27 protein-coding genes are annotated in these 26,558 nt (G+C 71.5%); 8 read left to right on the plus strand and 19 right to left on the minus strand.

Annotation, left to right across the window (positions count from 1 at the left end; genetic code table 11):
* Positions 1-22 precede the first annotated feature (22 nt).
* The gene (locus tag CRP55_RS12600; protein WP_097320048.1) at positions 23-1,162 is read left to right on the plus strand and encodes a low temperature requirement protein A; all 1,140 of its coding nucleotides are present in this window, start codon (positions 23-25) and stop codon (positions 1,160-1,162) included.
* Here CRP55_RS12600 and CRP55_RS52940 read toward each other — a convergent pair.
* From CRP55_RS52940 to CRP55_RS12625, 5 genes are all read right to left on the minus strand, one after another.
* Positions 1,159-2,682: a serine/threonine-protein kinase gene (locus tag CRP55_RS52940; RefSeq protein ID WP_097320049.1), complete on the minus strand. Its 1,524-nt coding sequence runs from the start codon at positions 2,680-2,682 to the stop codon at positions 1,159-1,161. The two genes, CRP55_RS12600 and CRP55_RS52940, sit on opposite strands and share 4 nt — an antisense overlap.
* A gap of 2 nt (positions 2,683-2,684) precedes the next feature.
* Positions 2,685-3,131, minus strand: a complete 447-nt coding sequence (locus CRP55_RS12610; RefSeq protein ID WP_097320050.1) for a GNAT family N-acetyltransferase — start codon at positions 3,129-3,131, stop codon at positions 2,685-2,687.
* Positions 3,132-3,182: 51 nt separating this feature from the next.
* Positions 3,183-4,223 (minus strand): alpha/beta fold hydrolase, encoded by a 1,041-nt coding sequence (locus tag CRP55_RS12615; RefSeq protein WP_097320051.1) that lies wholly within the window; start codon positions 4,221-4,223, stop codon positions 3,183-3,185.
* Positions 4,224-4,351: 128 nt separating this feature from the next.
* Positions 4,352-4,975, minus strand: coding sequence for a sensor domain-containing protein (locus tag CRP55_RS12620; RefSeq protein WP_097320052.1), 624 nt, complete (start codon positions 4,973-4,975; stop codon positions 4,352-4,354).
* A gap of 71 nt (positions 4,976-5,046) precedes the next feature.
* A complete protein-coding gene (locus CRP55_RS12625; RefSeq protein WP_097320053.1) occupies positions 5,047-5,565 on the minus strand; it encodes a GNAT family N-acetyltransferase in 519 nt (172 codons plus the stop codon).
* Between the two features lie 142 nt (positions 5,566-5,707).
* On the opposite strand from CRP55_RS12625, the gene CRP55_RS12630 reads away from it, so the two are divergent.
* Positions 5,708-6,397, plus strand: a complete 690-nt coding sequence (locus CRP55_RS12630; RefSeq protein WP_097320054.1) for a nucleotidyltransferase domain-containing protein — start codon at positions 5,708-5,710, stop codon at positions 6,395-6,397.
* Here the strand turns inward: CRP55_RS12630 and CRP55_RS12635 are convergent.
* From CRP55_RS12635 to CRP55_RS12650, 4 genes are all read right to left on the minus strand, one after another.
* Positions 6,378-7,580, minus strand: coding sequence for an RNA polymerase sigma factor (locus tag CRP55_RS12635; RefSeq protein WP_218854378.1), 1,203 nt, complete (start codon positions 7,578-7,580; stop codon positions 6,378-6,380). The genes CRP55_RS12630 and CRP55_RS12635 overlap by 20 nt on opposite strands.
* Entirely contained in the window at positions 7,577-7,939 is a 363-nt protein-coding gene (locus tag CRP55_RS12640) for a YciI family protein (RefSeq protein ID WP_097320055.1), read from the minus strand. The genes CRP55_RS12635 and CRP55_RS12640 overlap by 4 nt, the downstream gene beginning before the upstream one ends.
* A 72-nt stretch (positions 7,940-8,011) precedes the next feature.
* Entirely contained in the window at positions 8,012-8,842 is an 831-nt protein-coding gene (gene panB, locus CRP55_RS12645) for a 3-methyl-2-oxobutanoate hydroxymethyltransferase (protein WP_097320056.1), read from the minus strand.
* Positions 8,843-8,941: 99 nt separating this feature from the next.
* A complete protein-coding gene (locus tag CRP55_RS12650) occupies positions 8,942-10,726 on the minus strand; it encodes an NAD+ synthase (RefSeq protein ID WP_097320057.1) in 1,785 nt (594 codons plus the stop codon).
* Between the two features lie 136 nt (positions 10,727-10,862).
* Between CRP55_RS12650 and CRP55_RS12655 the strand changes: the two genes are divergently transcribed.
* Complete coding sequence (locus CRP55_RS12655) at positions 10,863-12,215, plus strand: glutamine synthetase family protein (protein WP_097320058.1); 1,353 nt, start codon at positions 10,863-10,865, stop codon at positions 12,213-12,215.
* Between the two features lie 66 nt (positions 12,216-12,281).
* Complete coding sequence (locus tag CRP55_RS12660) at positions 12,282-12,707, plus strand: DUF350 domain-containing protein (RefSeq protein ID WP_097320059.1); 426 nt, start codon at positions 12,282-12,284, stop codon at positions 12,705-12,707.
* Positions 12,708-12,752: 45 nt separating this feature from the next.
* Here CRP55_RS12660 and CRP55_RS12665 read toward each other — a convergent pair whose 3' ends face one another.
* Positions 12,753-13,406: a M50 family metallopeptidase gene (locus CRP55_RS12665; RefSeq protein ID WP_097320060.1), complete on the minus strand. Its 654-nt coding sequence runs from the start codon at positions 13,404-13,406 to the stop codon at positions 12,753-12,755.
* Between CRP55_RS12665 and CRP55_RS12670 the strand changes: the two genes are divergently transcribed.
* Entirely contained in the window at positions 13,308-13,829 is a 522-nt protein-coding gene (locus tag CRP55_RS12670; protein ID WP_097320340.1) for a nuclear transport factor 2 family protein, read from the plus strand. The two genes, CRP55_RS12665 and CRP55_RS12670, sit on opposite strands and share 99 nt — an antisense overlap.
* Here CRP55_RS12670 and CRP55_RS12675 read toward each other — a convergent pair.
* Genes CRP55_RS12675 through CRP55_RS12690 form a run of 4 tightly spaced genes read right to left on the minus strand, consistent with a single transcriptional unit; the run spans position 13,814 to position 17,235 of the window.
* Positions 13,814-14,458: a response regulator transcription factor gene (locus CRP55_RS12675; protein ID WP_097320061.1), complete on the minus strand. Its 645-nt coding sequence runs from the start codon at positions 14,456-14,458 to the stop codon at positions 13,814-13,816. The genes CRP55_RS12670 and CRP55_RS12675 overlap by 16 nt on opposite strands.
* 13 nt (positions 14,459-14,471) lie before the next feature.
* Positions 14,472-15,725: a sensor histidine kinase gene (locus CRP55_RS12680; RefSeq protein ID WP_097320341.1), complete on the minus strand. Its 1,254-nt coding sequence runs from the start codon at positions 15,723-15,725 to the stop codon at positions 14,472-14,474.
* 17 nt (positions 15,726-15,742) lie between these two features.
* Positions 15,743-16,513 carry an ABC transporter permease subunit gene (locus tag CRP55_RS12685; RefSeq protein ID WP_097320062.1) on the minus strand — a complete coding sequence of 257 codons (771 nt, stop codon included), beginning with the start codon at positions 16,511-16,513 and terminating at the stop codon, positions 15,743-15,745.
* Complete coding sequence (locus CRP55_RS12690) at positions 16,510-17,235, minus strand: ABC transporter ATP-binding protein (RefSeq protein WP_097320063.1); 726 nt, start codon at positions 17,233-17,235, stop codon at positions 16,510-16,512. The genes CRP55_RS12685 and CRP55_RS12690 overlap by 4 nt, the downstream gene beginning before the upstream one ends.
* A 91-nt stretch (positions 17,236-17,326) precedes the next feature.
* Between CRP55_RS12690 and CRP55_RS12695 the strand changes: the two genes are divergently transcribed.
* Positions 17,327-18,157: an AAC(3) family N-acetyltransferase gene (locus CRP55_RS12695; RefSeq protein WP_097320064.1), complete on the plus strand. Its 831-nt coding sequence runs from the start codon at positions 17,327-17,329 to the stop codon at positions 18,155-18,157.
* A 691-nt stretch (positions 18,158-18,848) separates the two neighbouring features.
* On the opposite strand, the gene CRP55_RS12700 is transcribed toward CRP55_RS12695, so the two are convergent.
* Positions 18,849-19,700 carry an alpha/beta hydrolase family protein gene (locus CRP55_RS12700; protein WP_097320065.1) on the minus strand — a complete coding sequence of 284 codons (852 nt, stop codon included), beginning with the start codon at positions 19,698-19,700 and terminating at the stop codon, positions 18,849-18,851.
* 102 nt (positions 19,701-19,802) lie between these two features.
* Between CRP55_RS12700 and CRP55_RS12705 the strand changes: the two genes are divergently transcribed.
* Positions 19,803-20,339, plus strand: coding sequence for a TetR/AcrR family transcriptional regulator (locus CRP55_RS12705; protein WP_245922951.1), 537 nt, complete (start codon positions 19,803-19,805; stop codon positions 20,337-20,339).
* Here CRP55_RS12705 and CRP55_RS12710 read toward each other — a convergent pair.
* Positions 20,336-21,724, minus strand: coding sequence for an RNB domain-containing ribonuclease (locus CRP55_RS12710; protein WP_097320067.1), 1,389 nt, complete (start codon positions 21,722-21,724; stop codon positions 20,336-20,338). The two genes, CRP55_RS12705 and CRP55_RS12710, sit on opposite strands and share 4 nt — an antisense overlap.
* A gap of 77 nt (positions 21,725-21,801) precedes the next feature.
* The gene (locus CRP55_RS52065) at positions 21,802-23,628 is read right to left on the minus strand and encodes a hypothetical protein (RefSeq protein WP_143234572.1); all 1,827 of its coding nucleotides are present in this window, start codon (positions 23,626-23,628) and stop codon (positions 21,802-21,804) included.
* Between the two features lie 184 nt (positions 23,629-23,812).
* On the opposite strand from CRP55_RS52065, the gene CRP55_RS52945 reads away from it, so the two are divergent.
* Positions 23,813-25,096, plus strand: a complete 1,284-nt coding sequence (locus CRP55_RS52945; protein WP_179855145.1) for a hypothetical protein — start codon at positions 23,813-23,815, stop codon at positions 25,094-25,096.
* On the opposite strand, the gene CRP55_RS12725 is transcribed toward CRP55_RS52945, so the two are convergent.
* Both CRP55_RS12725 and CRP55_RS12730 read right to left on the minus strand, forming a co-directional pair.
* Positions 25,089-25,295: a hypothetical protein gene (locus CRP55_RS12725; RefSeq protein ID WP_097320342.1), complete on the minus strand. Its 207-nt coding sequence runs from the start codon at positions 25,293-25,295 to the stop codon at positions 25,089-25,091. The genes CRP55_RS52945 and CRP55_RS12725 overlap by 8 nt on opposite strands.
* 140 nt (positions 25,296-25,435) lie before the next feature.
* Positions 25,436-26,458: an aspartate-semialdehyde dehydrogenase gene (locus CRP55_RS12730; protein WP_097320069.1), complete on the minus strand. Its 1,023-nt coding sequence runs from the start codon at positions 26,456-26,458 to the stop codon at positions 25,436-25,438.
* Positions 26,459-26,558 lie beyond the last annotated feature (100 nt).

The following is a 26,558-nucleotide window of genomic DNA, read 5'->3' on the forward strand; positions in this document are numbered from 1 at the left end:
CACGAGGCTAACGTGTTCACCCATGACAGCGCCGCCGCGTGTACGAGTCTCGACGCTGGAGCTCTTCTTCGACCTCGTCTTCGTGTTCACCGTCATCCAGCTCTCCGAGACCCTGGCCGAGCATCTGAGCCTGGCCACGCTCGGCGACATGATGCTGATCCTGTTCGTGGTCTGGTGGATGTACTCCGGTTACGCCTGGCTGACGAACGCGGTCGCGCCCAGCAGCACGACCCGGCGCACCCTGCTGCTGACCGGCATGGCCGGCTTCCTGGTGATGGCGCTGGCCATCCCCGAGGCGTTCGGCGAGTACGGCTGGCTGTTCGGCGTGGCCTACCTGGTGGTCAACCTGGTGCATTCGGCGCTGTTTCTGACCGCCGGCCCGGGCGCGATACCGGCGCTGCGCTTCCTGGCCCCGCTGAACATCGGCTCGGCCCTGCTGGTGCTGGCCGGCGGCCTGGCACCGGAGCCGTGGCGGCACGTGCTGTGGATCGCGGCGCCGCTGCTCCAGATCGCCACCGGATATCTGCGCCGGCTGCGGGGCCTGACGATCGCCGAGGGCCACTTCGTCGAGCGGCACGGCCTGGTCGTGATCGTGGCCATCGGCGAGTCGATCCTGTCCATCGGCCTCGGCTTCGACGGCGTCCACCTGGGGTGGGACGAGGTCGTGGTGGCGGTGCTGGGCCTGTGCGTCGCGTACTACCTGTGGTGGTTCTACTTCGCGGGCGACGACACGCGGGCCGAGCACGTGCTGGCCGCGACGGCCGATCCGCTGAAGCGGGCGCGCCTCGCCTTACACGGGTGGGGTTTCGCCCACTACCCGATGCTGCTCGGCATCGTGGTCACGGCCGTCGGCGTCAAGAAGACGGTCGGCCACGCCTTCGACGGCCTGCCGTGGGGCTCGGCCCTGGCGCTGAGCGGCGGCGTGGCGCTCTACCTCGTGGGCCACGCCGCGTTCCTGGCCCTGCTGCGCCTGCGCGGCGTCCACCACCGTCTGGCCGCGGCCGCGGTCGTCCTGGCCGCCGTGCCCCTGGGCCACCGGATCGCGGTCGCCCAGCTCGCCGCCGTCGTCGTGATCATGGTGGCGGCCGCGATCATCGAAGACCTTCCGGAGGTACGCCGGACGCACTCCACCGCCATCAACGACTTCGGCCGTACGCCCTAAGCCCTGATGTCGATGTTCGAGAAGCGCACAAAGCCCTCGTCCCCGTCCGCCAGCTGGGCCAGGCCGAGCGTCGTCGCGCCCTCGGCCAGCGCCGGATCGTCCAGGACGGCGGTGAGGAGCTTCTCGCCGTCCAGCCGCACCGTGGCGATCTCGCCGACGATGTCGATGACGAGCTGGTGGCGTGCGGCGTAGTCGCCCTTCAGCGGCGCGCTGCTGATCGTGTTCACGTCGCCGGACGGGTGGTAGGCGGCGACGGCGATCTCGTCGGCGCAGGCGGTCAGCTCGTATCGGGCCCGGCCGGTGTGCCGAAATCCGACGAGCGCGCAGGCGTCGTCGCTCAGCTCGTCGTAGTGCACCTTGATCGACTGGTCGCCGGCGAACACGGTGGCCGGTCCGGGACAGGTGACACCGTCGTCGGTGGTTCCGCTGACGACGGCCAGCCCGTCCGGGCCGAGCTCGCAGCTGTAGTCGCCGGTCCGCTTGTCGCGCCACTGCCCGGCTCTGGTGAGGGTGTCGACGATGCGCACCTCGGCCGGCGTGCTCGCCGACGCCGGCGCCGACGCCGACGTGATGGTGGTGGCTCCGCTGTCGTCGCCCGTGTTCAGCGCCACCACCAGAGCGCCCGCCGCGACCACGGCCGCCGCGGCCACCGCGCCGGCGACCTTCCTCCGGTGCGGGGCCCGGCGGCGCGGCGGAAGCAGCGGTGGGGTGAACCCGGGGCGGCCGGTGAGCAGAGCGTCGAGCACGTCCTGGGCGGACGGACGGTCGGCCGGGTCCTTGGCCAGCGCCCGCCCGACCACCGCACGGAGATCGTCCGGAAGCCCGGCCAGGTCCGGCTCGGCCGTCATGATGCGGACCGCGGTGGCGGTCGGCGTGTCCGCGGCGAACGGCGTACGCCCGGTGGCGGCGTAGGCCACCAGCACGCCCCAGGCGAACACGTCGACCGCGGGCGTGACGGCGCCGCCGTCCAGCCGTTCCGGCGCCATGTACGAGATCGTGCCCACCACTTGATCGGTACGGGTGTGCTCGCTCGTCGACTCGAGCGCCCGCGCGATGCCGAAGTCGATCACTTTCGGAAATCCGGGCGCGAGAAGGACGTTGCGGGGCTTGAGGTCACGGTGGATGACGCCGGCGCCGTGGATGGCGACGAGGGCGGTGGCCACCCCGACCGCCACGCTGTAGAGCGCGCCGCCGGTGAGCGGGCCGTCGCCGGCGACGCGGTCGGCCAGGTCGGGCCCGTCGATGTACTCGACGACCAGGTAGGGCGTCTCGTGCTCCGGGTCGGCGTCGAGCACCGCGGCCGTGCAGAACGGAGGAACCTGCCGGGCCCGGTTGACCTCGCTGCGGAAGCGCCCGCGGAACTCGGGCTGGGCCGCGAACTCGGCCCGGATGATTTTGACGGCGACGGTCTTCCCCCGGCTCTGGGCCAGGTAGACGGCGCCCATGCCGCCCTCGCCGAGCAGGCCGAGCAGCTCGTACTCGCCCAGCGTGCGCGGGTCGTGCGGCCGGAGAGGCTTCATCGTCAGGGGGTCCAGCGGGCGACGAGCTCGGTGTCCTCGGTCTCGCCGGTCTCGTGGAAGCCGAGGGTGCGGTAGAGGTGCCGGGCGCCGGTGTTGTCGGCGGCGTAGCTCAGGGCCACGTTCGGGGTGCCCGGTTCGGCGATCAGGCGCTCGCGGAGCTTGCGCACGGCGGCGTGGCCGATGCCCTGGCGCTGGTGCTGCTCGCCGACGACCAGGCCGCCGATCCAGGCGCTGCGGTCGTCGTCGATCGCCCACATGGCGAAGCCCACGACGGTGCCGTCGCGGGTGATGGCCAGCGGGTTCCACAGCTCGCCGTAATGGCAGAGGCAAAGGTAGTACGTCACCGCGTTGACGAAGCGCTGCTGGCCGGCGCTCACGGTCAACTCGGCGCAGTCACGCCAGTTGTCGGCGGTGACCGGCACCAGGTCCACTTCAAGATCGATGGGCATCGGGACATTGTGCCGCCCGGCGGCACCGGACGCCGGGCGGCCCAAGGCTTTCTACAACCGGTCGGCGTCCACCACGGCCTGGGCGAACTCGCGCGGCGCCTCCTGCGGGACGTTGTGGCCGACGTCGAACGTGCGGTGCCGGTACTTGCCGGTGAAGTGCGAACGGTACGAGCTGCCGTTGCCCTCCGGCGTGAACGGGTCGTACCTGCCGTCGATCGTGATCGTCGGCACGGAGATCGGCGGCGGAGGCATGACCTGCAGCTTCTTCTCGATGTCGGCGTACTCGGGCTCAGCCGGGGCCAGGCTCAGGCGCCACCGGTAGTTGCCGATCACGATGGGCACGTAGTCCGGGTTCTTGAACGCCGCGGCCGTGCGGTCGTACACGGCCTGCGAGAACTTCCACGTCGGCGAGTTGAACTTCCAGATGAACTGACCGAGTTCCGAGGTGTACGTGGTCAGGCCCTTCACGCCGCGCTCGGTGGCGAAGTAGTACTGGTACCACCAGTCGTTCTCCGCCGCCGGCGGCAGCGGCGACAGGTTCGTCTCCAGATTGGTGATCAGATATCCGGTCACCGAGACGAGCGCCTTGACCCGCTCCGGCCACAGGGCGGCGATGATGTCGGCGGTCCGCGAACCCCAGTCGTACCCGGCGAAGACGGCCCGCCGGATCTTCAGCTTGTCCAGCAGGGCGAGGATGTCGAGGGCGAACGCGGCCTGGTCGACGTTGCGCGGCGTGGAGGCGGACCGGAACCGGGTGCTGCCGTGCCCGCGGAAGTACGGAACGATCACGCGGTAGCCGCGGGCGGCGAGCAGCGGGGCCACGTCGGCGTAGCTGTGGATGTCGTACGGGAAGCCGTGCAGCAGGACGACCGGGGCGCCCTTGACCGGCCCGAGCTCGACGTAGCCGACGTTGAGAACGCCGGCGTCGATCTGCCGTACCGGCCCGAAGTGCCCGGCCTTGCCGCCGCTGCTCGTCGTGACCGGGGCCGCGGCCTCGGCGGCGCCGCCCATCACGAGCGGGGCGACGCCCGCGGCCAGCGCGGCCGAGCCGGCCGCTTGCAGGAATTGACGACGGGGATTGCTGGTGACCATGAGAAGACTCCCTGGCGAGATCGACTGTGGACGCGCACCTCACGTTCACACGCCGCCCACCGGACCCAACCCAGGGAAACTCCCTGGTCCGGCCCCCGGCACGGGCCCCAGGTGACCCAGCCCACCGTTTAGTTCGGCCGGGACGCCAGCAGCGCGTGAGCGAAAAGAGCCTCCAGCCGGGCGGCGGCGCGGACGACCAGCGGCAGGGTGGCGGCGAAGATCAGGGCGGTGACGAGATAGAAGACGACCTCGGTGCTGTACGAGTCGCCGAGCCCCAGCCAGTGCGGCACGCCGTGGTCGTCGGGGCCGTCCGGGAGCGCCCAGCCCCAGGCCGACCAGGTGAGGCCGCCGAGCAGGCCGGACCACCAGGCCACCACGAACGAGAAGCCGATGGTGTTCGGGATGAAGCGCAGGATCGCGTGGGCCAGGTCGCGCCAGGCCTGCGGATCGGCCAGGCGGTGCAGTGCTGACCCCGTACGGTAAACCGGGTCGTGGATCCTTTGACCCAGAACCGCGCCGATGCGCCGGCGTTCGAGGACGGCGAAGCCGCGGGCGGCGACCAGCGCGGCGATGAGAATGGGCACGCCGACCCAGACCACCGCGAGGCCGAGACCGAGTGAAAAGGCGGTCACGCCGACGGTGAGGGCGGCGATGCCGATCGGAAATCCGGTGAGGACATAACGGGTGTCGGCGCCGATCCGCGCAAACGGGCGGACGGCCATGACCGGGGCTTCGAGCTGTGTCGTCGTCATGGGAATGACGCTAGGCAGCGGGCCGCCCCCAGCCGATCCGGTGAGCTGGCGGATCGAAGGTAGTGCCAGCCCTACCTGTCCCGCGCGTGGACGGCGACGGGCTGCCCGTGCCCCGGGACGACGGTGTCGAACTCGTGCACCAGACCAAGCTTCGCCATGACCCGCCCCGACCGTTCATTGTCGACATGCCGGATGCTGACGACACGCTCGAGCCCGCACTCCTCGAACCCGAACCGCAGAGCCTCGGCCGCGGCCTCGGTCGCATAGCCCTTCCCCCAGTGCGGCCGGGCCAGCCGCCACCCGATCTCCACAGCCGGCATGACCTCGGGCAGAAACTCAGGAACGGAAAGTCCGGCCCACCCCAGGAGTACGCCTTCGTCCCGCCCCTCAACCGCGAAAAGCCCGAACCCGCGCCGCGCCCACATCGCCCGGATCCGCCGAAGCCGCTCCGCGCTCTGCACCCGGTCGAGCACCGCCCCATCGAAGATGTAGCGCATGACCTCAGGGTCGGCATTCATCGCCGCCAGCGGATCGAGATCCTCATCCCGCCACTCCCGCAGAACCAGCCGCTCCGTCCTCAGCGTCACCATTTCCGCAGCGTAACGCGGTGCCGGTAGCGGGAAAGGCACCGGCGCCCTCGAACAACGACGGCCGATCCTCGTGGGGCGGGGGTCTGCCCTCGACGGCTGAAATCCGTGGCCGGGTGGCGGAACGATCTGGTACCTCTCGGCGGTGGACATTCTCGGTCAGGTTCTGGCCCGGGTGGGGGCGGATCCCAACGTACGCGGCGTCATTCTCACCGGGTCGCGGGCTCGCGGGCTTGAAACCGCGCGGTCCGACTATGACGTGACCGTCGTGGTGGCCGCGCAGGATCGGCCCTGGCGGCATGACACGCGAACCGCCGTGCTGGATGAAGTGGTCGGGACCGTGGAGGCGCTCGCCGACACCTCCGTGCACTGGAACCGGTATTCGTATCGGGGCGCGCGCGTGCTGCTCGATCGCCTCGACGGGGGCATCGCCGAGCTGGTGGCGCGGCAGGCCACATTCTCCCCGGAGGAGGCGCGGGAGCACGCCCGGGACAATCTGGACAACTACATCAACCAGCTCTACCGGTGCGTCAAGAGCCGCCGGGACGGTTTCGCCGACGCCGCCGGGCTCGACGAGGTGGAGAGTCTGCCGTGGATGTTGGAGACCGTGTTCGCCCTGCACGGGCGGCTTCGGCCCTACAACAAATATCTGGCGTGGGAGCTGGAGCGCTTTCCGCTGCCCGAGCCGTGGAACACCGCGCTTCGCCCGGATCGCGTCGGCACGGCCGCGCTGCGTTTGTTTCCCGAGGTCGAGGCCTTGGCTCGGCGCCTCGGCCACGGTGAGGAGATCGACAGCTGGGGAAGCGACATCGGGCTCATCCGCGCCGCCGCGTGAGGTAGGCCCGTTCGGCGGGGTTGCCGGCGAGGGCGAGGGCCCGGTCGTACGCCGTGCGGGCCTCCGCGGTGCGGCCGAGCCGGCGCAGCAGGTCGGCTCGGGCGGCGTGGAAGGCGTGGTAGCCGTCCAGCGGCTCGGCGAGGCGGTCGATCTCGGTCAGGCCGGCGGACGGGCCGTCGACCTCGGCCACCGCCACCGCGCGGTTGAGCCGGACGATCGGTGACGGGTCGAGCTGGGCCAGACAGTCGTAGGGGGCGACGATCGTGGGCCAGTGGGTGTCCTGGCAGTGGACCGAGTTGATCGCGGCCAGCAACTGGTAGCGACCCGGTGGGTCGCCGCCGGCGGCGACTGCCGCGATCCGCTCCCGGATCAGGGCGGTGGCCTCGCCGATGAGGGCGTGGTCCCAGGCGTCGCGGTCCTGCTCGTCGAGGGTCACCAGCTCGCCCGCGGCGGAGAGGCGGGCCGGGCGGCGGGCGTCGATGAACAACATCAGGGCCAGCAGGCCGGTCACCTCGCCGTTGCCCGGGATCAGGTCGCGGAGCAGGCGGGCCAGGCGGATCGCCTCGTCGGTGAGGTCGGCGCGGATCGGGTCGTCGCCGTCGCCGGCCAGGTAGCCCTCGTTGAAGACCAGGTAGACCACGGCCAGGACGCCGGCCAGCCGTTCGCGGATGTCGGTGGCCGAGGGGATCCGGTACGGGATCCGGGCCGCCTTGATCTTCGTCTTGGCCCTGGTGAGGCGCTTCGCCATCGTGGCCTCCGGCACCAGGAAGGCACGGGCGATCTCGGCCACGGTCAGGCCGCCGAGCAGGCGCAGGGTGAGAGCCACCCGGGCCTGCATGGCCAGGGCGGGATGGCAACAGGTGAAGACCAGTCGCAGCCGGTCGTCCTCGATCGGGCCGACCGGCTCGGGGGGTGAGTGCATGATCCGGGCCGCCTCGTGCCGGGCGTCGCGCTGCGACTCACGACGGAGCCAGTCGATCGCCTTGCGGGTGGCGGTGGTCGTGAGCCAACCGCCGGGATTCGGGGGTACGCCGTCACGCGGCCACCGCTCGGCCGCGGCGGCGAAGGCGTCGGCCGCCGACTCCTCGGCCAGGTCGAGGTCGCCGAAGCGGCGGGCCAGGCCGGCGACCACCCGCGCCCACTCCTCGTGGTGGGCGCGGACGATCGCCTGCTCGGCGCTCACTTCCAGCGGAACCCGGGGCCCCGGAACCGGTGCACCTCCTGCGGCCAGTCGAGCACGACCGCGAGCCGGCCGGCCCAGTAGCGGGCCGTCTCGTCGTCGGGGACGTCCACGACGCAGAAGCCGCCGAGATGCTCCTTGGTCTCGGTGTACGGGCCGTCGGTGAAGACCGGCTCGCCGTCGACCGCGACGACGCCGCACAGCGCGGTGGACCGGTCGAGGCCGCCGTTCGTGAAGATCAGAACGCCCTGGTCCCGCATCTCGTCGACCACGGCCCGCGCGGCCTTGCCCTTGTCACTCAGCTGTTCGGAAGTGTGCTCCTGCACCCACTCGTCGTTGAAGGTGATCAGGTATTCGGTCATGGTCGCTCCTCTGGAGTACTAGCCGGACACTAGTGCCACGAACGGCCCGGCCCCAGAAGGACAGACGCGTGATCAGAAAGTGTGTTCGGCCGCGGGGAACTCGCCGCCCCGGACCTCGGCCGCGTATTGGCGCGTGGCCTCGGCCAGGATGCCCGACATGTCGGCGTACTTCTTGACGAAGCGGGGAGCCTTGCCCGTACGCAGGCCGACCATGTCCTGCCAGACGAGCACCTGGGCGTCGGTGTCGGGACCGGCGCCGATGCCCACGGTCGGGATGTCGAGCTCCTTGGTGATCGTCTTGGCGACCTCGCCCGGGACCATCTCGAGCACGACGGCGAAAGCGCCGGCGTCGGCCACCGCCCGGGCGTCGGCCACCACCTGGGCGGCCGATTCGTCGCGGCCCTGCACGCGGTAGCCGCCGAGCGTGTGCTCGCTCTGCGGGGTGAAGCCGACGTGGCCCATGACGGGGATGCCGGCGCCGGTCAGGGCCTCGATCTGGGCGGCGACGCGGCGGCCGCCCTCGAGCTTGACGGCGTGGGCGCCGCCCTCCTTCATGAAGCGGACGGCGGTGCGCAGGGCCTGGGTGGGGCCCTCCTCGTAGCTGCCGAAGGGCAGGTCGGCGACGATCAGCGCGGTCGTGGTGGCGCGGACGACGGCGCGGACCAGCGGCAGCAGCTCGTCGACGGTGACCGGCAGGGTGGTCTCGTAGCCGTAGACGTTGTTGGCCGCCGAGTCGCCGACGAGCAGGACGGGTACGCCGTTCTGGTCGAAGATCGCGGCCGTGTACTGGTCGTACGAGGTCAGCATGGGCCAGCGGTCGCCCCTGGCCTTGGCCGCGGCGAGATCGCGGGTGCGGACACGCCGGGTGGCTGGACCGCCGTACAAAGTAGGAATTTCCGACATTTCCGACTCCTTCCCTCGAGGCCGCGGTGATGCGGTCCCCGGGTGCCCAGAAATCGTCGCACCTAGCGTCGCCGCGTGGTCAGGGGTCAGTGGAGGTAATCACACCCCTTCGCGAAACCGGTTGGTGATAGGCAGCCGGCGGTCGCGGCCGAAGGCCTTGCCCGAGATCTTGGTGCCGGGTGCGGACTGGCGGCGCTTGTACTCGGCGATGTCGACCAGGCGCAGGACCTTGTCGACCAGGGCCTGGTCGTGGCCGGCGGCGATCAGGTCGTCGCGGCCCATGTCGTGGTCGACGTAGCCGGCCAGGATCGGGTCGAGCAGCTCGTAGTCGGGCAGCGAGTCGGAGTCCTTCTGGTCCGGCCGCAGCTCGGCGCTCGGCGGCTTGGTGATCGAGCTGTCCGGGATGGGCGGCGTGCCCGGCTGCGTGTTGCGCCAGCGGGCCAGCTTCCACACCATCGTCTTCGGCACGTCCTTGAGCGGGTTGAAGCCGCCGACCGAGTCGCCGTAGAGCGTGGAGTAACCGACCGCGAGCTCACTCTTGTTACCGGTGGTGAGCACGAGGTGCCCGTCCTGGTTCGACAGGGCCATCAGGATGACGCCGCGGACGCGGGCCTGGAGGTTCTCCACGGCCAGCCCGGAGAGCGACATGTTGGCCAGGAACGCGTCGACCATGGGCTGGATCGGCTCGGTCCGGTAGTCGAGGCCGGTGCGCTTGGCCAGGTCGGCCGCGTCGTCCTTGGAGTGCTCGGAGGAGTAGCCGCTCGGCATCGAGACGCCGGTGACGCGGTCGGCGCCCAGCGCGTCGACCGCGATGGCCGCCACCACGGCCGAGTCGATGCCGCCGGAGAGGCCCAGGGCCACCGAGCGGAAACCGTTCTTGTCGACGTAGTCGCGCAGTCCGAGAACGAGGGCCGACCAGATCTCCTCCTCGTCGGCGACGCGCTCAGCGATGCCGCCGTCCCTTTTGTCACCAGGATGCGGGCGCAAATCAGACAAAGCGCCCACTCGGTCGATCGCCATATCGTCTTCGATGTGCTGTTCGCCGTGCGGCGGAGGAGTAGCGTCCGTTTTAGGCGAAATGTTCGGCGTGGGGTCGGCCGCCGGGAGCGACAAATCGTGCACCAACAGCTCCTCGGTGAACTGGCGCGCCCGGGCCAGCAACTCCCCACCCGCGGTCACGATCAGCGAGTCGCCGTCGAAAACGAGCTCGTCCTGCCCGCCGACCATGTTCACGTACGCGACGGTGGCCCCGGCCTCGGCCGCCCGGCGCTTGACCAGCGGCAGCCGCACGTCGTCCTTGTTCAGCTCGTACGGCGACGCGTTGATGTTGACGACGAGTCCCACGCCGGCCTCGCGGGCCGCCTTGAACGGCCCCCCGGCCTGCCAGATGTCCTCACAGACGGTGAGGGCCACATCGACCCCGCCCAGGCGCACCACGGTCAGTGATGTCCCCGGCTCGAAATACCGGTCCTCGTCGAAGACGCCGTAGTTGGGCAGGTGGTGCTTGTAGTAGGTCGCCACGATCTCACCGCCCAGCAGCAGCGCCGAGGCGTCGCGCCGCCCGCGCCCGGGAACTGCGTCGGCACTGGTGTGCGGCGGCCCGTCCGAGTCGACATATCCGACAACAACGGCGATATCTCCCAGGCCGTCCGCCGCGAGGTCGCCGGCGAGCGAGGCCACCGCCGCCCGCGAGGCCGAGACGAACGAGTTCCGGAAGACCAGGTCCTCAATGGGATATCCGGTCAGCATCATCTCCGGGAAGGCGACCAGCTGCGCCCCCGCGTCCGCGGCGGCCCGGGTCCACGACCGGACAGACGCGGCATTTCCGGCAATGTCACCGACCGTGGAGTTGACCTGGGCCAGGGCGATCCGCAGCGTGGGCATGACCCTTATTCTTCCCCAAGACGCCGCACGTCTATCGCGACCCGGGACATCCCCACAGCAGCCGGTCAGCGTAATGTCGGCGTAACCGGACCAGGGAAGACTGGCCTGCTAGGCCACCACCGACCAGGAGTGAACGTTGGACCGACAGCAGGAGTTCGTGCTTCGCACTCTCGAGGAGCGCGACATCCGTTTTGTCCGGCTCTGGTTCACCGACGTGCTGGGCACCTTGAAGAGCGTGTCCGTCGCCCCGGCCGAGCTCGAGTCCGCCTTCGAGGAGGGCATGGGCATCGACGGCTCGGCCATCGAGGGCTTCGCCCGGGTCTACGAGTCCGACATGGTGGCCATGCCCGACCCGACGACCTTCCAGGTCTTCCCGTTCGAGGGCGGGGCCAGCGGCGAGTCGGCCCGCATGTTCTGCGACATCCTGCTGCCCGACGGCAGCGCCGCCTGGGCCGACCCGCGCCACGTGCTGCGCCGCGGCCTGGCCAAGGCGGCCGAGAAGGGCTTCACCTTCTACACCCACCCCGAGGTCGAGTTCTTCCTGGTGCAGGACGGCCCGCTCGACGGCTCGGTGCCGATCCCGGTCGACAGCGGCGGCTATTTCGACCACACCACCCACGCCATCGCCCGCGACTTCCGGCGCCAGGCCGTGCTCGCCCTGGAGCGCATCGGCATCTCGGTCGAGTTCAGCCACCACGAGGTCGCCCCGGGCCAGCAGGAGATCGACCTGCGGTACGCGGACGCGCTGACCACGGCCGACAACATCATGACGTTCCGGCACGTGGTCAAGGAGGTGGCGCTGTCGCAGGGCGTGCGCGCGACCTTCATGCCGAAGCCGTACACCGACCAGCCCGGCAGCGGCATGCACACCCACCTGTCGCTGATGGAAGGCGAGCGCAACGCCTTCTACGACGCCGACGACCCGATGAAGCTGTCCAAGACGGCCCGCTCGTTCATCGCCGGCCTGCTGGTGCACGCCCGGGAGTACACGGCCGTCACCAACCAGTGGGTCAACTCGTACAAGCGGCTCTTCCCGCTCCAGCTGCCCAACGCGATCACCGAGTCCCCCGCCTTCGTCAGCTGGGGCCACCTCAACCGCTCGGCCCTGGTCCGGGTGCCCGCGTTCGGCAAGCCCAGCTCGGCCCGCGTCGAGGTCCGCTCGATCGACTCGGCCACCAACCCCTACCTGGCCTTCGCCGTCATGCTCGGCGCCGGTCTCAAAGGCATCGAGGAGGGCTACGAGCTGCCGCCGGGCGCCGAGGACGACGTCTGGTCGCTGTCGCCGGCCGAGCGCAAGGCCGCCGGATACGAGGCGCTGCCGGAAAACCTGTCCGAGGCCATCGACGTGATGGAGAAGTCCGAGCTGATCGCCGAGGTCCTCGGCGAGCACGTGTACGACTTCTTCCTGCGCAACAAGCGGGCCGAGTGGGAGCAGTACCGCCGCGAGGTCACCCCTTACGAGCGGCAGCGTTACCTGGGCGCGCTGTAGTTATGTAGACGCCTTCTTGTACGGTCTCTCCTGACGTCGCCGACAAGATCCGACCTGGGAGAGGCCGTGCTCGAAGACCTGCTAGAAGGTGCTGGCCGCAGCATCGTGTTCGGTATCGTCGGCATCGGCCTCATGGCGGTCGGCTACGTGCTGATCGACGTGCTGACGCCCGGCAAGCTGCGCGACCTCATCTTCGTGGAGCGCAACCCCAACGCCTCGCTGCTGCTGGCGGCCAACCAGCTGGGCATCGCCGCCATCGTCACCACGGCGATCTTCACCAGCTACTCCGACTTCGGCCAGGGCCTGGCCTCCACGGTCCTGTTCGGCATCATCGGCATCGGCATCATGGGCCTGGCCTTCCTGGTCCTCGACTGGATGACCCCCGGCAAGCTGGGCGAGGTCATCTGCACCCCCGAGCGCCACGGCGGCGCCATGGTCAGCGCCGCTTCACATTTCGGTGCGGCTCTGATCGTCTGCGCCTGCATTTCTTAGTCGTACGCGTCGTCGACCGGGCCCGTCTCGACGGGCCCGGGTCCGCTACGCGTTCCGCAGGAGCAGCGCGCCCCCGTACACCAGAGCCGCGATCGTGCCGAGCAGGAAGAGGAACGCCCAGATCTCACTGGGAACCAGCGTCTTTTCCCGCAGCACGCCGACTTCGTTGCCCTCGACCGCGTAGGTCCGCTGCGCGACCAGCACCAGCATTCGCTGCACCCCGCCGATCAGCAGCAACCACACCCACATGTAGGTGTACAGCTCCTGCACCGGCCCTTCGACCTTCGTCGCCATCATCCAGACCAGGACGATCAGCCCGGGCACCAGCAGCCACCCGAAAAAGCCGCGCACCGTGATCAGCATGAGCACGAGAAACGCGAGGCTCCCCCAGAGCACCCCCTCGGTGTGCTCGTGCAGCAGCATCCAGGCCCCGGCCAGCCCGAACATCGACGGCCCGAGATAGCCGGCCAGAAGCACGATGATGGCGAGCAGCCACGGCGTCTTCTCCACCGCGACGGCGGCACTCCCGCCCGCCCCCACAAGCCGCACCGACTTCAGCGGCCTGAAAAGCAGAACCGCCAGCAGCGCGTGCCCGCCTTCATGCGCGACGGACACCAGAAACCGGCTGACGTACCAGAGCGGCACAGCCAGCACCCACGACAACAAAGCCGCGGTCCAGGCAACATTCGACCCCGCCACCTCCGCAAGCTAACGACCACCCGCGCCACCGGACCACAGCCGATCATCCGACCCGTTCTGCGACCAACTGGTCGACGCCGAGCCTGCGGTAGCTCTGGTCGTCGGCCGGGTAGCAGGGCCCTCAGCGGCGACTTCCGCCACCGGCCCGGGCCGATCACCTCGACCAAGCAGGAGTGGCTGGCCGCCCTCCGCGCGGCGCAGGGCCCGCTGGAGGGCATGCGGGTCGCCATCACCCACCTGCTGGCCGACGGCGACCACGTCATCGTCCACTCGCAGCGCCGCCTTCCCGCCACCGGCGCCGAGATCGCCGTCATCGAGATGTGGCGCCTGGACGGCGGCCTCATCGCCGAGGGCTGGGAACTGATCGAGCCGCTGTCGCACGTCCCGGCCGACCTCGCGTGGTGGGCTCAGCCGGCGACGTGACGCAGGACGGCCAGGACGCGGCGGTTGTCGGTGTCGGACGGGGGCAGGCCGAGCTTGGTGAAGATGTTGGCCACGTGTTTCTCGACCACGCCGGACGTGATGACCAGGGCGGCCGCTATGCCGGCGTTCGAGCGGCCCTCGGCCATCAGGGCCAGGACCTCGCGCTCGCGTGGGGTCAGCGCGGCCATGCCGGTGGTGTCGCGGCCGGCTCTCATCAGGTGGCCCACCACCTCCGGGTCCAGGGCCGTGCCGCCGGAGGCCACCCGGGTGAGGGCGTCGACGAAGTCGGCCACGTCGGCCACCCGGTCCTTCAGCAGGTAGCCGACGCCGGTCGGGCGGTCGGCGAGCAGCCGGGTCGCGTAGCGGGTCTCCACGTACTGGGAGAAGACCAGCACGCCGACGGTGGGATGGTCGCGGCGGATGTCGATGGCGGCGCGCAGCCCCTCGTCGGTGTGTGTCGGCGGCATGCGGATGTCGATGATGGCCACGTCCGGTACGGCGGTGGCGGTCGCGGCGCGCAGGGCGTCCGCGTCGGCCACCGCCGCACAGACCTCGAAGCCGCGATCCGTGAGGAGACGGACCAGGCCCTCGCGCATCATCGCGGCGTCCTCCGCGATCACCACCCGCATGTGTGCTCTCCCTTCAGATGTGGATGTCGACACGGGTCGGGCCGCCGGGTGGGCTCGTCACGGTCATCCGGCCGTCCACGACGGCGATGCGGCGGGCCAGGCCGGACAGTCCGGGGCCGTTCGGGTCGGCCCCGCCGGCGCCGTCGTCCTCGACGGTCAATGTCAGGCGCCCGCCGACCGTGAGCTTGATGCTGGTGGCCCGGCTGTGTTTGGCCGCGTTCGCCAGCAGTTCGGCCGCGCAGAAGTAGACGATGGTCTCGATCGCGGGCGACGGTCGCACGGGCAGGTCCACGTGCACCTCGACCGGGATGGCACTGCTCGTGGCCAGGGTGCCCAGTGCGTCGCCGAGGCCGTTGTCGAGGACCGGCGGGTGGATGCCGCGCACCAGGTCACGCAGGTCGGCCAGGGCTTCCTTGGCGCCACGGTGGGCGAGCGCGACCAGCTCGCGGGCCTGATCGAGGTCGGGGGGCGGGCCGTCGGCGCCGAGCTTCTCGGTGGCCATGCCCAGGTTCATGGCCAGCGTGGCCAGCCGGATCTGGGCGCCGTCGTGCAGGTCCCGCTCCAGCCGGCGCATCATGGCGGCCGCGTCGTCGATCGCCTGGGCCCGGCTCTCCGTCAGCTCGGCGACCCGGCCCGGGCCGAGCAGCCGCCGCATCGCGGCCAGGTCGAGGGCCACGCCGGCCCGCATCAGCCACGGCGCGACCAGCAGCATGGCCAGGCCGGCGGCCGCGATCAGGAACGTGCCGGCGAACGTCCGCGTGCTGATCATGCCGAACGGCGTCAGCGCCCACACCGGTCCGAGGGTGGTGCCCGGCGGGTGGTTGCGGAACAGCGGCCACCACAGCGGATAGCTGAGGTTGACCACGCCGAACACGAAGCAGAAGGCGCCGTAGCCCTCGGGGATGGCCAGGGGCACTTTCAGCACGCCGTAGCCGAGGGCCCGCCAGCCCGGCCCATCGGAGATCCGCCTCGACCGGCGGGGCGGCGGGGCGTCCATCCGCGCGCCGAGCAGCCGGCGGGCGAGGAAGCGGTGCCATTTCCCGGTCGTACGCCCGAAGGGTGTGGCCAGCACGACCAGAAGCGCGACGGTGAGCGGGAACAGGACCAGGAACACCGGCGCCACCACCGGCGCCGGCTGCTCGGCCAAAGTCCCCGTCGCCCAGAGGATCAGCACGGCCGCGCCCGGCACGACCGCCGGCAGGGCCAGGATCACGACCGCGCTGACCACGCCGGCGACGCAGAACGCCACTCGGCGCAGGGCCATCATCGGCTCATTGTGGCCGATCACGCGTCGCGGTGGCGGAGCAGCAGGCCGCCGGCCACGATCGCCACCGCCGCGTAGCCGCCCATCAGCAGCACGCTGACCCACCCCGGGAACAGCCCGGGAATCGGTGACGTGACGGCGATCGAGTTGAGCAGCATCAGCAGCGGGACGAAGCGGCCGACCGCGATGCCGTCCTCGCCGAACAGCCCGGCCACGATCATCGGGACGAACATCAGCCCGAACAGCGTCCCGATGGCCGCCCCCGAATGCCGCACGATCGCCCCGATGCCGAGCCCGATCAGCGCCGTCACCCCGAGGTAGACGCCGGTCAGCACGACCGGCCGCAGGATCGACGGGTCGCCGAGGGAGGCGGCCGGGATGGCCGTGCCGCGGATCGCCAACTGCCCGCCCAGATAGCCGGCGAAACTCGCGAGCAGCCCGACCGCGAGGGCCGCTCCCCCACACACGGCGACCTTCGCGGCCAGCACGATCCGGCGCCGCGGCACGGCCGCCAACGTCGAGCGGATCATCGGAGTGCCGTACTCACCGGTTATCACCAGCACGCCGAGCGAGCCGAGCAGCAGCTGGGCCAGGATCGCCCCGCCCAGGCTGTTGTTCAGGATCTGAGCCGCGGTGGCGACCGGCGTATGCGACCGATAGCCGAGCCCCACACCCACGCCGGCCGCGGCCATCGAGACCACCGCCGCGATCGCCAGCCACCACGTCGACCGGACGCTGCCCAGCTTGATCCGTTCCATCCGCGCCACGTGCCGCAGTCCGTACCCGCTCATGACATCTCCGATCCGCGATAGTCGGTGGCCTGCGAGGTGAGCCGGAAGAACGCGTCCTCCAGGCTGTCCCCGCCGCCGGCCAGCTCGGCCACTGTCGTCTCGGCCAGCAGCCGCCCCCGCCCGATCACCACCAGCCGGTCGGCGGTCAGCGCCATCTCGGCGATCAGATGGCTGGACACGAACACCGTCCGCCCCTCGGCCGCCAGCCCGCGCAGCAGCTCCCGGATCCAGCGGATGCCCTCCGGATCGAGCCCGTTGACCGGCTCGTCGAGCAGCAGAACGGCCGGATCCCCCAGCAGCGCCACCGCCACACCGAGCCGCTGCCGCATGCCGAGCGAGTACGTGCCGGCCCGCCTCCCCGCCACGCCGGACAGCCCGACGATCCCCAGCACTTCGTCGACCCGCGAGCCCGGAATGTCGTTGCTCGCGGCCAGCGCGGCCAGATGCGCCCGAGCGCTGCGCCCCGGATGGAAGGCGCCCGCGTCCAGCAGGGCACCCACAGTCTTCAAAGGCCAATCCGATTGGGTGTACGCGACACCGCCCACCAGAGCCTCACCATGATCCGGGGCGTCGAGCCCCAGGATCATCCGCATCGTCGTCGACTTCCCCGACCCGTTCGGCCCGAGAAAGCCGGTCACCACCCCCGGCCGGACCCGGACGCTCAGCCCGTCGACGGCGACCCGCCCGCCGTACCGTTTGCTCAATTCCCGCAGTTCGATCACCTCTTCGACGCTAGGCAGCCCGGCCCCCGCGGATAAGCCGGAAACCATCCGACCGCGCCTGGGGGTTTTCCCACCCCCGCACAATGACGAGATGACGCAGCCGCTCCCGCACAAGACCGCCACCCTGGCCACCGACCTCCGCGAGCTCGGCCTGGCCGCCGGCGACACGGTGCTCGTGCACTCGTCGATGCGGGCGGTGGGTTCGGTGGCCGGGGGCGTCCAGGCCGTCGTACAGGCACTGCTCGACGTCCTCGGCCCGGACGGGACGCTGGTGGTGCCCACCCACATGCCGGCCAACTCCGACCCGGCCGGCTGGGAGAACCCGCCCGTCCCGCCCGAGTGGTGGCCGGTGATCCGCGAGCACAGCCCCGGTTTCGACCCGGACCGCACGCCCAGCCGGTGGATGGGCGTTCTTCCCGAGGTCGTACGGGCGTGGCCCGGCGCCCGGCGCAGCGGCCACCCACAGGTGTCGTTCGCCGCGCTGGGTGCCCGGGCCGCGACCGTCGCCGGCACCCATCCCCTGGAGGACGGCCTCGGCGACGGCTCACCGCTGGGCGCCGTCTACCGCGCCGACGGCAAGGTCCTGCTGCTGGGCTGCGGCCACGACCGCAACACGTCACTGCACTTGGCCGAGTGCCGCCAGACCCGGCCCTCGATAACGGAGCACGGGGCCGCCGTCCACGAGCCGTCCGGCCGCAGCCGCTGGCTCACCTGGACAGCACCACTGGCCGACGCCTCCGATTTCGCCGAGCTGGGAGCCGCCTACGAGGCGTTATCCACTGCACAGCCCTCCCCCGGCGTCACCGATCCAACAGCGTCCCCTGTGCGCATCGGCCGAGTCGGCAACGCGGAGTCGCGCCTGCTGCGGCAGCGCCCCTTGGTCGACTTCGCAACCGACTGGCTCAACCGGCACCGGTCCTGACCCAACTCCCGCGGCGCGTCGCGACCCCATTCCCGCAGCGCAGCCTCCGCGGCGCCTCGCCCGCGACCCAACCCCCGCAGCGCAACCCCGCCGCGCGTCGGCCGCGACCCAACTCCCCCAGCGCCCCGCAACGCATCCCCCTCGGCACGTCGCCCGGGACCCAACTTCCGCAGCGCAACCCCGCCGCGCGTCGGCCGCGACCCAACTCCCCCAGCGCCCCGCAGCGCAACCCCCGCGGCACGTCGCCCGCGACCCAACCTCCGCAGCGCAACCCCGCCGCGCGTCGGCCGCGACCCAACTCCCCCAGCGCCCCGCAACGCAACCCCCGCCGCGCGTTGGCCGCGACCCAACCCCCGCAGCGCAACCCCGCCGCGCGTTGGCCGCGACCCAACTCCCCCAGCGCCCCGCAACGCAACCCCCGCGGCACGTCGCCCGGGACCCAACTTCCGCGGCGCCCTCGCAGCGCAACCACTCGCACCGCGTCATCCGCGCCGGCGGTTTCGCGTTTTCCACAGGTCGTGAGCTGCTGTCCACAGGGGGCCGACGCGATCTCGCCGCTTTCCGTCAGAATGGGACGGGACGGGGGCCCCCTTGGGAGGGCGGGGTCTGCGGTCTGAAGGCGTGGCTCCGCGCGGCGCGTCATGCCATGACGGAACCTGCTTTTCGGGGCCTCTGGCGGCGTACGCAATGGTTATTTGGATTCGAGTTTGCCGTTTTCGTCGGGCTCGATCGGCCAGGTTCCGGCGGAGATGTTCAGGGCCGAGTGCAGGTAGGCCGTGCTGACGCGCTGGATGAGGGCTACGCGGTCGGGGCTCTCGTCGGTGGTCTCGGTGACGTTGTAGCCGGTGATGCCGCCCAGCGAGTGTTCGCCGCCGAAGAGGGTGAGCAAGGTTTTCGGGGACGGGCTCTGGAAGTAGGCGTCGGTGAACCAGTCGGGGCCGCGCGTGGTCAGGGCCGACTGGTCGCTGTCGCCGGCGACGATCAGGGCCGGCGTGGTCATCGTGGTGAAGTCCGGGTTCATGAAGGCGAAGTGCTCGGCGGCGAACGGCACCAGGCCGCCCTTGCCGGCGGGGGCCAGCAGGACGCCCGCCTTGACGCGCGGGTCGGGCATGGCGAAGTCGTCGCCGTCGACCCTCGCGCCCAGCAGCATGCCGGCGCTCTGGGCGCCCCACGAGTGACCGGCGACGGCGACCCGGCCGCAGTCGATCGTGCCCGGGATGACGCTCTCGATCAGGTCGAGCGCGTCGAGGATCCGGGTCAGGTCCTCGACGCGGATCTTCCAGATCTGCGGGGTGCGTGGGTCGTCCGCGGGCAGGGCCAGCTTGCGCGAGTCGAGGTGGGTGGGCTGGACCACGACTAAGCCGTTCGCGGCCCAATGGTCGGCCAGCGGGGCGTAGCCGTCGAGGGATTCGCCGTAACCGTGCGAGAAGAGCACGACCGGAAGGTTGGTGCCGGTGGTCGGCGCGGTGACCCGTACGGCCAGATCCGTACCGCGGCCCGGCGCTGGAACGACGACAGGTTTGACCGAGACGATGGTGTTCATACGAACTCCCGTTCTGACATCATGAACAAGCGGAACCTTGTTCCGCTAAGAACCATACGGAACCTTGTTCCGGTTAGCAAGGGAAGAGCGAGGAGAGCGACTGTGACGAAGCGCGCCGACGCCCGGCGGAATGAGAAGGCCCTGCTCGACGCGGCCGCGGCCGCGTTCGTGGAATCAGGCGTGGACGCGCCCGTGCGCGACATCGCCGCGAAGGCCGGAGTGGGCGTCGGGACGATCTACCGCCATTTCCCGGCCCGCTCCGACCTGATCGTCGCGGTGTTCCGGCACCAGGTGCAGGAGTGCGCGGCGGCCGGGCCCGAGCTGCTGGCGAGCAGCACGTCGCCGCACGAGGCGCTGAGGCGGTGGATCGACCTGTTCGCCGACTTCCTCGTCACCAAGCACGGGCTGCCGGAGGCGCTGAACGCGGGCGACCTGCACGCGTACTTCCTGGAACGTCTCGTGCCCGTCTGCGCCGAGATCGTGGGCGCCGCGACCGAGGCCGGCCAGATCGTGCCCGGCATCAACCCGGTCGGGCTGCTGCGCGGCGTGGGCAACCTCTGCATCGGCGCGGGCCGCGACGACGGCTACGACGCGCGCCAGATGATCGGCTTCCTGATCGAGGGCCTGCGGAAGGACTAGGCCGGCTCGAACTGCACTTTGCGGGTGGCGGGGTCGGCCAGGGTGAGGCGCACCTGGGCGCGGGTGCCCACCGGCAGTCCGCCCTTGCAGCGGGCCCGTACGGCCGGGTCGTCGATCGCGATGGTCCCGTCGGCGTCGAGCACGCCGGCCGCGAAGACCTCACCGACCCGGCCCTGCAACAGCACGGCCTCGGCCAGGTCGATCGCGCCGCGGTCGGCCGCGCCGGCCACCCGGTCGGAGTCGGCCATCACCTTCGGCAGCTTGGGCAGCGCCTCCCGGGCCCAGTCCGGCACCGGCTGACCGGCGGCCAGAGCCAGGCAGACCTCGGTGGCGTAGCGGTCGGCCAGCCGACGAAGCGGGGCGGTGACATGGGCGTACGGCGAACCGACCCCACCGTGCCCGGTCAGCGCCGGCGCCGAGCCGTCGAAGGCCGTGTACGCGGCGCCGCGCAACAGGTCGGCCGCCTGCTCGAGGAAGGCGGCACCGCGCGGCGTCGACGGGTCGGCCGTGGCCACGACCTCACCGACCGGCGCGCCGCCCGGCCACAGCACCCCGAGCGACTTGGCGGCGGCCTGAAGCTTCACGACGGCCTCGGGCTTCGGCGGCGGCATCGTGCGCAGCAGGCCGACACCACCGCGCAGCATCAGATCGGCCGCGGCCATGCCGGTCAGCAGCGAGATCTGCGCGTTGTGCTCCTCGACCGGCAGCGGCGCCCGCAACACCAGCCGCCAGCCATCACCGTCACGCTCCACCTCCTGCTCGGGCAGGGGCAGGTTGACGGCGCCGCGCTCGCCGGCCCGCTTGGCCAGCAAAGATCCGAGCTCGGGCAACAGCGCGTACGGCTCGGCGGCCGTGCCGGCATCGACCTCACGCTGCACGCTCGCGTAGTCGAGCTTGGCCCGGCTCCGCACCCGGGCCCGGCCGACCTCCACGCCGGTCATGGCACCGTCGGCGTCCAGGTCGATGGTCCAGACGACGGCGAGCCGCTCGACGTCGGCGAACAGGCTCACGGCCCCCTCGCTCAGCACGGGCGGATGCAGCGGGATGCGCCCGTCGGGCAGGTAGATCGTCTGTCCCCGGGCCCAGGTCTCGGCCTCGAGAGGCCCACCCGGCCGTACGAAGGAGGCGACATCGGCGATCGCGTAGAGCACCCGGTAGCCGCCGTCGCGGCGGCTCAGATGCATCGCTTGATCGAGATCCTGCGACGAAGCCGGATCGATAGTCACAAAAGCCACATCGGTGAGGTCGACCGCCGCCGCAACGGGCTGGTCGGCCGCCGCTTCCGCCTCGGCCATCGCCTCAGCCGGGAACTCCCCCGGCAGCTTCAACTCCCGCCGCAGCCCGGCGAAGTCGATTTCCGGAGCCCACACCCGTCTGATCGGCACGGCTCATTCCTACCAGCACACACACGAGAGGAGGGCCGCGCCATCCGGCACGGCCCTCCTCTTTGTCAGTTGACGCTTCAGCGGGCCCGCTTGGCGGTGGCCTTTCGGGCCGTCGCCGGGCGGGCGTCGAGCATGTCCGCGGCCGGGGTGTTGCCGACGGCGGCGCGGCGAGCGGCGGCGCCCGTCGTCGCCTTGGCCACCCTGGACGCGTTGGTGGACGAGTTCTTCGCGGTCGGCCCGGACTGGCGGGTGTTCGTCGCCTTCGCGGCCCGGGTCCGGCCGGCGGTCGTCTCGTTGGCCGCCGACCGCTTCGCGGCAGGCGCGGCCGCCGGACGGTTGCCGCCCTTGGCCACCACCGGGCTCAGGCCGGCCACCTTCGCCACGGCCGAGCGCGGAGCCGCGGACGCGGCCGCCCTCTTGTTGGCAGTGGCCACCGCCGCGGTCCCGACCGCCTTCTTGGCGGGCGCCTTGGTGGCCGTCGTGGCCTTGGTGGCCGCCGTGGCCTTGGCCGCTGTTTTCCTCGCCGTGCCCGCGGCCTTGGCGGCTGTCGCCTTCGTGGCCTTAGCGGCCTTCGTAGCCTTCGTAGCCGTCGCGGTGCTGGCCGCTGCCGCCTTCGCTGCCGTCGCCGCCTTGGCCGCGCGGGCGTTGGCCGTCGCCTTGGTCGCGGTCGCCTTGGTCCCCGTCGCCCTGGTTCCGGTCGCCTTGGTGCCGGTACGGGCGGCGCCCGCGGTGGCCTTGCGGGCCGAAGCGGTGCCGGTCCGCGCGCTCTTGGCCGCCGCGGTGTTGGCGGCCGCGGTCTCCTCCATCGACGTGGAACGGCCGGCCACCTTGCGCGCCGACGCGGTCCGGCGCGACGCCGCGCTCTTGGCCGCCGCCGTGTTCGCGACGGCCGTCTCGTCGATCGCGCTCGCACGCCCCGCGACCTTGCGCGCGGAACGAGCGGCCGCGCTCTTGGCCGCCGCCGCGTTGGCCGCCGCCGTCTTGGCCGTCTCGGCCGCGCGCCCGGCCGTCTTCCGAGCCGTGGTGGCGCTCTTCGACGCCGCGCTCTTGGCCGCACCCATGTTGGCACTGGCCGTCTTGGCCACCTCGGACGAGCGCCCGGCCATCTTCCGCGACGACTCGGCCGCCTTCTTGGCCGCGCTCTTGGCCGCCGCGGTGTTGGCCGCCGCCGTCTGCGCCGTGGCCGACTTCTTCGCCGCCGCGCCGCCCTTGGCTCCGGTCGCCTTCACGCCCGCCGCCCTGGCCGCCGTGGCCGCGCCGGTCGCCTTGGCCGCTCCCGCCTTGGTGGCCTTCGCCGCCGTGGTCGCGCCGGTCGTCCTGGCCGCGCCCGCCTTGGTGGCCTTCGCCGCCGTCGCCTTAGTGCCCGTCGCCTTCGCCGCCGTCGCCTTCGCGCCCGTCGCCTTGGCCGCGGTCACCTTCGCGCCGCCCGCCCTGGTCGCCGTCGCCCCCGTGCCACTCGTCTTCATCGCAGTCGCCTTTGTGGCAGCGGCCTTCGCCGCCGTCCTGGTAGCAGTCGCCTTCGCCGCGGCTGCGGTGGTGGTCGCCTTGGTGGCCGCCTTCTTGGCCGCCGCCGTCGTGGCCTTCGCCGTCGCCGCCTTCTTCGCCGCGGTCGTCGTCGCCTTCGTGGCCGCCTTGCGCGCCGGGGTCGCTGCCTTGTTGGCGGGCGCCGTGTTGGCGGCGGCCTTGTTGGCGGGCGCCGTGCCACCGGCCGCCTTGCGGGCGCTCGGCCGCGCCGTCCCGGCGGGAGCGGCACCCTTGCCCGTGGTCCGCGCCCGCTTGGGCGTACCCCTCTTGGCCGTCCGAGCACCCGACTCGGTGGCCTCCTCCATGTCGGGCGCCGCCGCGAAGTCCTCTTCCATGTCAGCCGCCGGCGCCGACCCCTCATCGATCGACGCGGTGGTCATGCTCGGCGAGGATCCCATGGCCGCCGCCGTACGCCGCGGCGTCACCGGCCGCCGTCCACCCCGGGCACCGGCCGTACGAGCCGGCCGCACACCTTCGCCGGCCGCAGCCCCACGAACGGCCCCGGTGAGCGCCACCCGTCCCCGCGCCGGCGCCTTGCTGCCGACCGGCTTGACCGCCCCGGTCTTGGCCGCCGACGACTTGGCCCCCGAAGCCTTGACCGCACCCTTCGGCGCCGCCGCGCCCTTCGACCCGGCCTGCTTCGGCGCGACCGCCTTGGCACCGTTCAAAGCCGCGCCCTTCGGCGTGCCGCTCTTCGACGCGGCGGCCGCACTCCCCGATGCCGGCCGCTTGGCGGCGGGCTTGGGCGCGGCGGGCTTCGGGGCCGTCGGCTTCGGCGCGGCCGGCTTGGCCGCAGCCACCCTCGACGTCTTCGCGGCGGACGCCACCTTGGCCGTGGTCACCTTCGGACCGGCGCTCTTGGCGGCGAGCGCGCGCGCGGCGACCGCGCGCGCGGCGACCGGCTTGGCGGCACCGCTCTTCGCCGCGCTCCGCTGCTTCGGCGCCACCGCCTTCACAGCGCCCACCGCCTTCACAGCGCCCACCGCCTTCACAGCACCCGCCGCCTTCACAGCGCCCGCCGCCTTCACAGCACCCGCCGCCTTCACAGCGCCCGCCGCCTTCACAGCACCCGCCGCCCGCTCGGCAGCCTTCCCGGCAGCGGCCTTCACCGCCGCCGTCTTCGCCGCGCCCGCCTTCGCGGCAGCGGTCGTCTTAACCGCGGCGCTCTTGGAGGCAGCGGTCGTCTTCACCGCGGCGCTCTTGGAGGCGGCGGTGGTCTTCACTGCGGTCGCCTTCGCGGCGGTGGTCGTCTTCACCGCCGCACCCTTGGAGGCGGCGGTCGTCTTCACTGCGGTCGCCTTCGAGGTGGCCGGCTTCGATGCGACCGACTTCACGGCCTTCGCCGCGGCCTGCTTGCCCGCCGTGGACTTGGCCGGAGCGGACTTCGCCGCGGACGGCTTCCCGGCAGCGGACCGCGCGGCCGACGCAGCGCCAGAGCGCGCAGCCGACGCAGTGGACCGAGTGGTCGACGCGGCGCCAGAGCGCGCAGCCGACGCGGCGGCGGACCGGGTGGACGCGGCGGCGGACCGGGTGGACGCGGCGGCGGACCGGGTGGACGCGGCGGCGGACCGGGTAGACGCGGCGGCGGACCGGGTGGCCGACGCGGTGGATCGGGCCGTCGAGGCCGGCGTGGAGCGCTTGCCGGTGGCCGGCTTCGGGGCGCTCGCGGACCGGGACGATTTGGCGGTTAGGGTGCTTTTGCCCGCTCTTGTGGCGAGATTGGTCGGGGCCTTTTTGGCAGCGGCCATCAGGGTGTTCCTCCTTGCGAATGACTGCGGGCTCGTCTCCGCCTGGAGACTGCGAAGATCCGGCTTGGACTCAGGGACGTCGGAGCCGGCTTTTAGCTGACCTCCCCGGTCCAGCGGGCATCCTCGGCATCCCAATCGGCATTGCGCTTCTCGACCGTCTCGAGAGCCCGCGTCGCTTCGTCAGCCGTGGCGTAGGGGCCGAGCCGAAACTGGGCGGGACACAGGTCCTCGCCGGTCTCGACCCGACTGTCGCGAAGGCACCAGAAGTAGCCGCCTCCGCCGGGCCCACTGTCGTTCATGCAATCACTCTGCACCTCAAACCGACCATCCGCCACCGATTCGGGCAAAAAGTCCTAGATTTCCACAATGGAGGATGAGGCGTACGCAACAAAAACCGCCCCGGCCGTAACCCGGCCGGGGCGGTTCGCGTCAGCGGAGCTCAGAGCTCGGCGGCCACCAGCTCGGCCACCTGCACGGCGTTGAGGGCCGCACCCTTGCGCAGATTGTCGTTCGAGACGAACAGCGCCAAGCCGTTGTCCACCGTCTCGTCGGCGCGGATCCGGCCCACGTACGACGGGTCACGGCCGGCCGCCTCGAGCGGGGTCGGCACGTCGGACAGTTCGACGCCGGGCGCGCTCGCCAGCAGCTCGCGGGCTCGCGAGGGGCTGATCGGCCGGGCGAAGCGGGCGTTGAGTTGCAGCGAGTGGCCAGTGAAGACCGGGACACGTACGCAGGTGCCGGAGACCTTCAACGAGGGGATGTCGAGGATCTTGCGGCTCTCGTTGCGGAGCTTCTGCTCCTCGTCGGTCTCGCCCAGGCCGTCGTCGACGATCGAGCCGGCCAGCGGCAGCACGTTGAACGCGATCGGCTTGGCGAACGAGCGCGGCGCCGGGAACTCCACCGCGGACCCGTCGAAGGTCAGCTCGGTGGCCCGGTCGGCGACCTTCTTGATCTGCTCGTCGAGCTCGGCCACGCCGGCCAGCCCGGCCCCGCCGACGGCCTGATAGGTGGTGGCGACCAGCGCGACCAGCCCCGCCTCGTCGTGCAGCGGCCTCAGCACCGGCATCGCGGCCATGGTGGTGCAGTTGGGGTTGGCGATGATGCCCTTGGGACGGTTGCGGGCCGCGTCCGGGTTGACCTCGGAGACGACCAGCGGCACGTCGGGGTCCATGCGCCAGGCCGACGAGTTGTCGACGACGACCGCGCCGGCCTCGGCCACGCGCGGCGCGTACTCCTTGGAGGAGCCCTTACCCGCCGAGAACAGGACGATGTCGAGACCGCGGTAGTCGGCGGTCGCCGCGTCCTCGACGGTCACCTCACCGTCGCCCCACGGAAGGGTGCGGCCCGCGCTGCGTGCGGACGCGAAAAGCCGGAGCTGTTCAACGGGGAAGGCGCGCTCGGCCAGGATGCGCCGCATGACGCCGCCCACCTGTCCCGTCGCGCCCACAATGCCGATCCTCATGGCGACAAAAGTACGGCCTGACGTGCGTACGGAGAAATCGGTTAAGGCCCTTGGTTTCACATCGTGAGATTTTTGTCCCACATCCAGGGACGCCGGGCAT

The organism is Paractinoplanes atraurantiacus (assembly GCF_900215205.1).
In the GTDB taxonomy this organism is placed as follows: domain Bacteria; phylum Actinomycetota; class Actinomycetes; order Mycobacteriales; family Micromonosporaceae; genus Actinoplanes; species Actinoplanes atraurantiacus.

Coding starts and splice junctions, on each gene's coding strand:
- CRP55_RS12610 (WP_097320050.1), bottom strand. CDS start 3,131: ATGCCCATCGATCTTGAAGTGGACCTGGTGCCGGTCACCGCCGACAAC.
- CRP55_RS12670 (WP_097320340.1), top strand. CDS start 13,308: ATGCGCGACGGACACCAGAAACCGGCTGACGTACCAGAGCGGCACAGC.
- CRP55_RS12700 (WP_097320065.1), bottom strand. CDS start 19,700: ATGAACACCATCGTCTCGGTCAAACCTGTCGTCGTTCCAGCGCCGGGC.
- CRP55_RS12625 (WP_097320053.1), bottom strand. CDS start 5,565: ATGGTGACGCTGAGGACGGAGCGGCTGGTTCTGCGGGAGTGGCGGGAT.
- CRP55_RS12695 (WP_097320064.1), top strand. CDS start 17,327: ATGACGCAGCCGCTCCCGCACAAGACCGCCACCCTGGCCACCGACCTC.
- CRP55_RS12640 (WP_097320055.1), bottom strand. CDS start 7,939: ATGACCGAATACCTGATCACCTTCAACGACGAGTGGGTGCAGGAGCAC.
- CRP55_RS12600 (WP_097320048.1), top strand. CDS start 23: ATGACAGCGCCGCCGCGTGTACGAGTCTCGACGCTGGAGCTCTTCTTC.
- CRP55_RS12620 (WP_097320052.1), bottom strand. CDS start 4,975: ATGACGACGACACAGCTCGAAGCCCCGGTCATGGCCGTCCGCCCGTTT.
- CRP55_RS12675 (WP_097320061.1), bottom strand. CDS start 14,458: ATGCGGGTGGTGATCGCGGAGGACGCCGCGATGATGCGCGAGGGCCTG.
- CRP55_RS12615 (WP_097320051.1), bottom strand. CDS start 4,223: ATGGTCACCAGCAATCCCCGTCGTCAATTCCTGCAAGCGGCCGGCTCG.
- panB (WP_097320056.1), bottom strand. CDS start 8,842: ATGTCGGAAATTCCTACTTTGTACGGCGGTCCAGCCACCCGGCGTGTC.
- CRP55_RS52065 (WP_143234572.1), bottom strand. CDS start 23,628: ATGACCACCGCGTCGATCGATGAGGGGTCGGCGCCGGCGGCTGACATG.
- CRP55_RS12725 (WP_097320342.1), bottom strand. CDS start 25,295: ATGAACGACAGTGGGCCCGGCGGAGGCGGCTACTTCTGGTGCCTTCGC.
- CRP55_RS52940 (WP_097320049.1), bottom strand. CDS start 2,682: ATGAAGCCTCTCCGGCCGCACGACCCGCGCACGCTGGGCGAGTACGAG.
- CRP55_RS12680 (WP_097320341.1), bottom strand. CDS start 15,725: ATGATGGCCCTGCGCCGAGTGGCGTTCTGCGTCGCCGGCGTGGTCAGC.
- CRP55_RS12685 (WP_097320062.1), bottom strand. CDS start 16,513: ATGAGCGGGTACGGACTGCGGCACGTGGCGCGGATGGAACGGATCAAG.
- CRP55_RS12730 (WP_097320069.1), bottom strand. CDS start 26,458: ATGAGGATCGGCATTGTGGGCGCGACGGGACAGGTGGGCGGCGTCATG.
- CRP55_RS12650 (WP_097320057.1), bottom strand. CDS start 10,726: ATGCCCACGCTGCGGATCGCCCTGGCCCAGGTCAACTCCACGGTCGGT.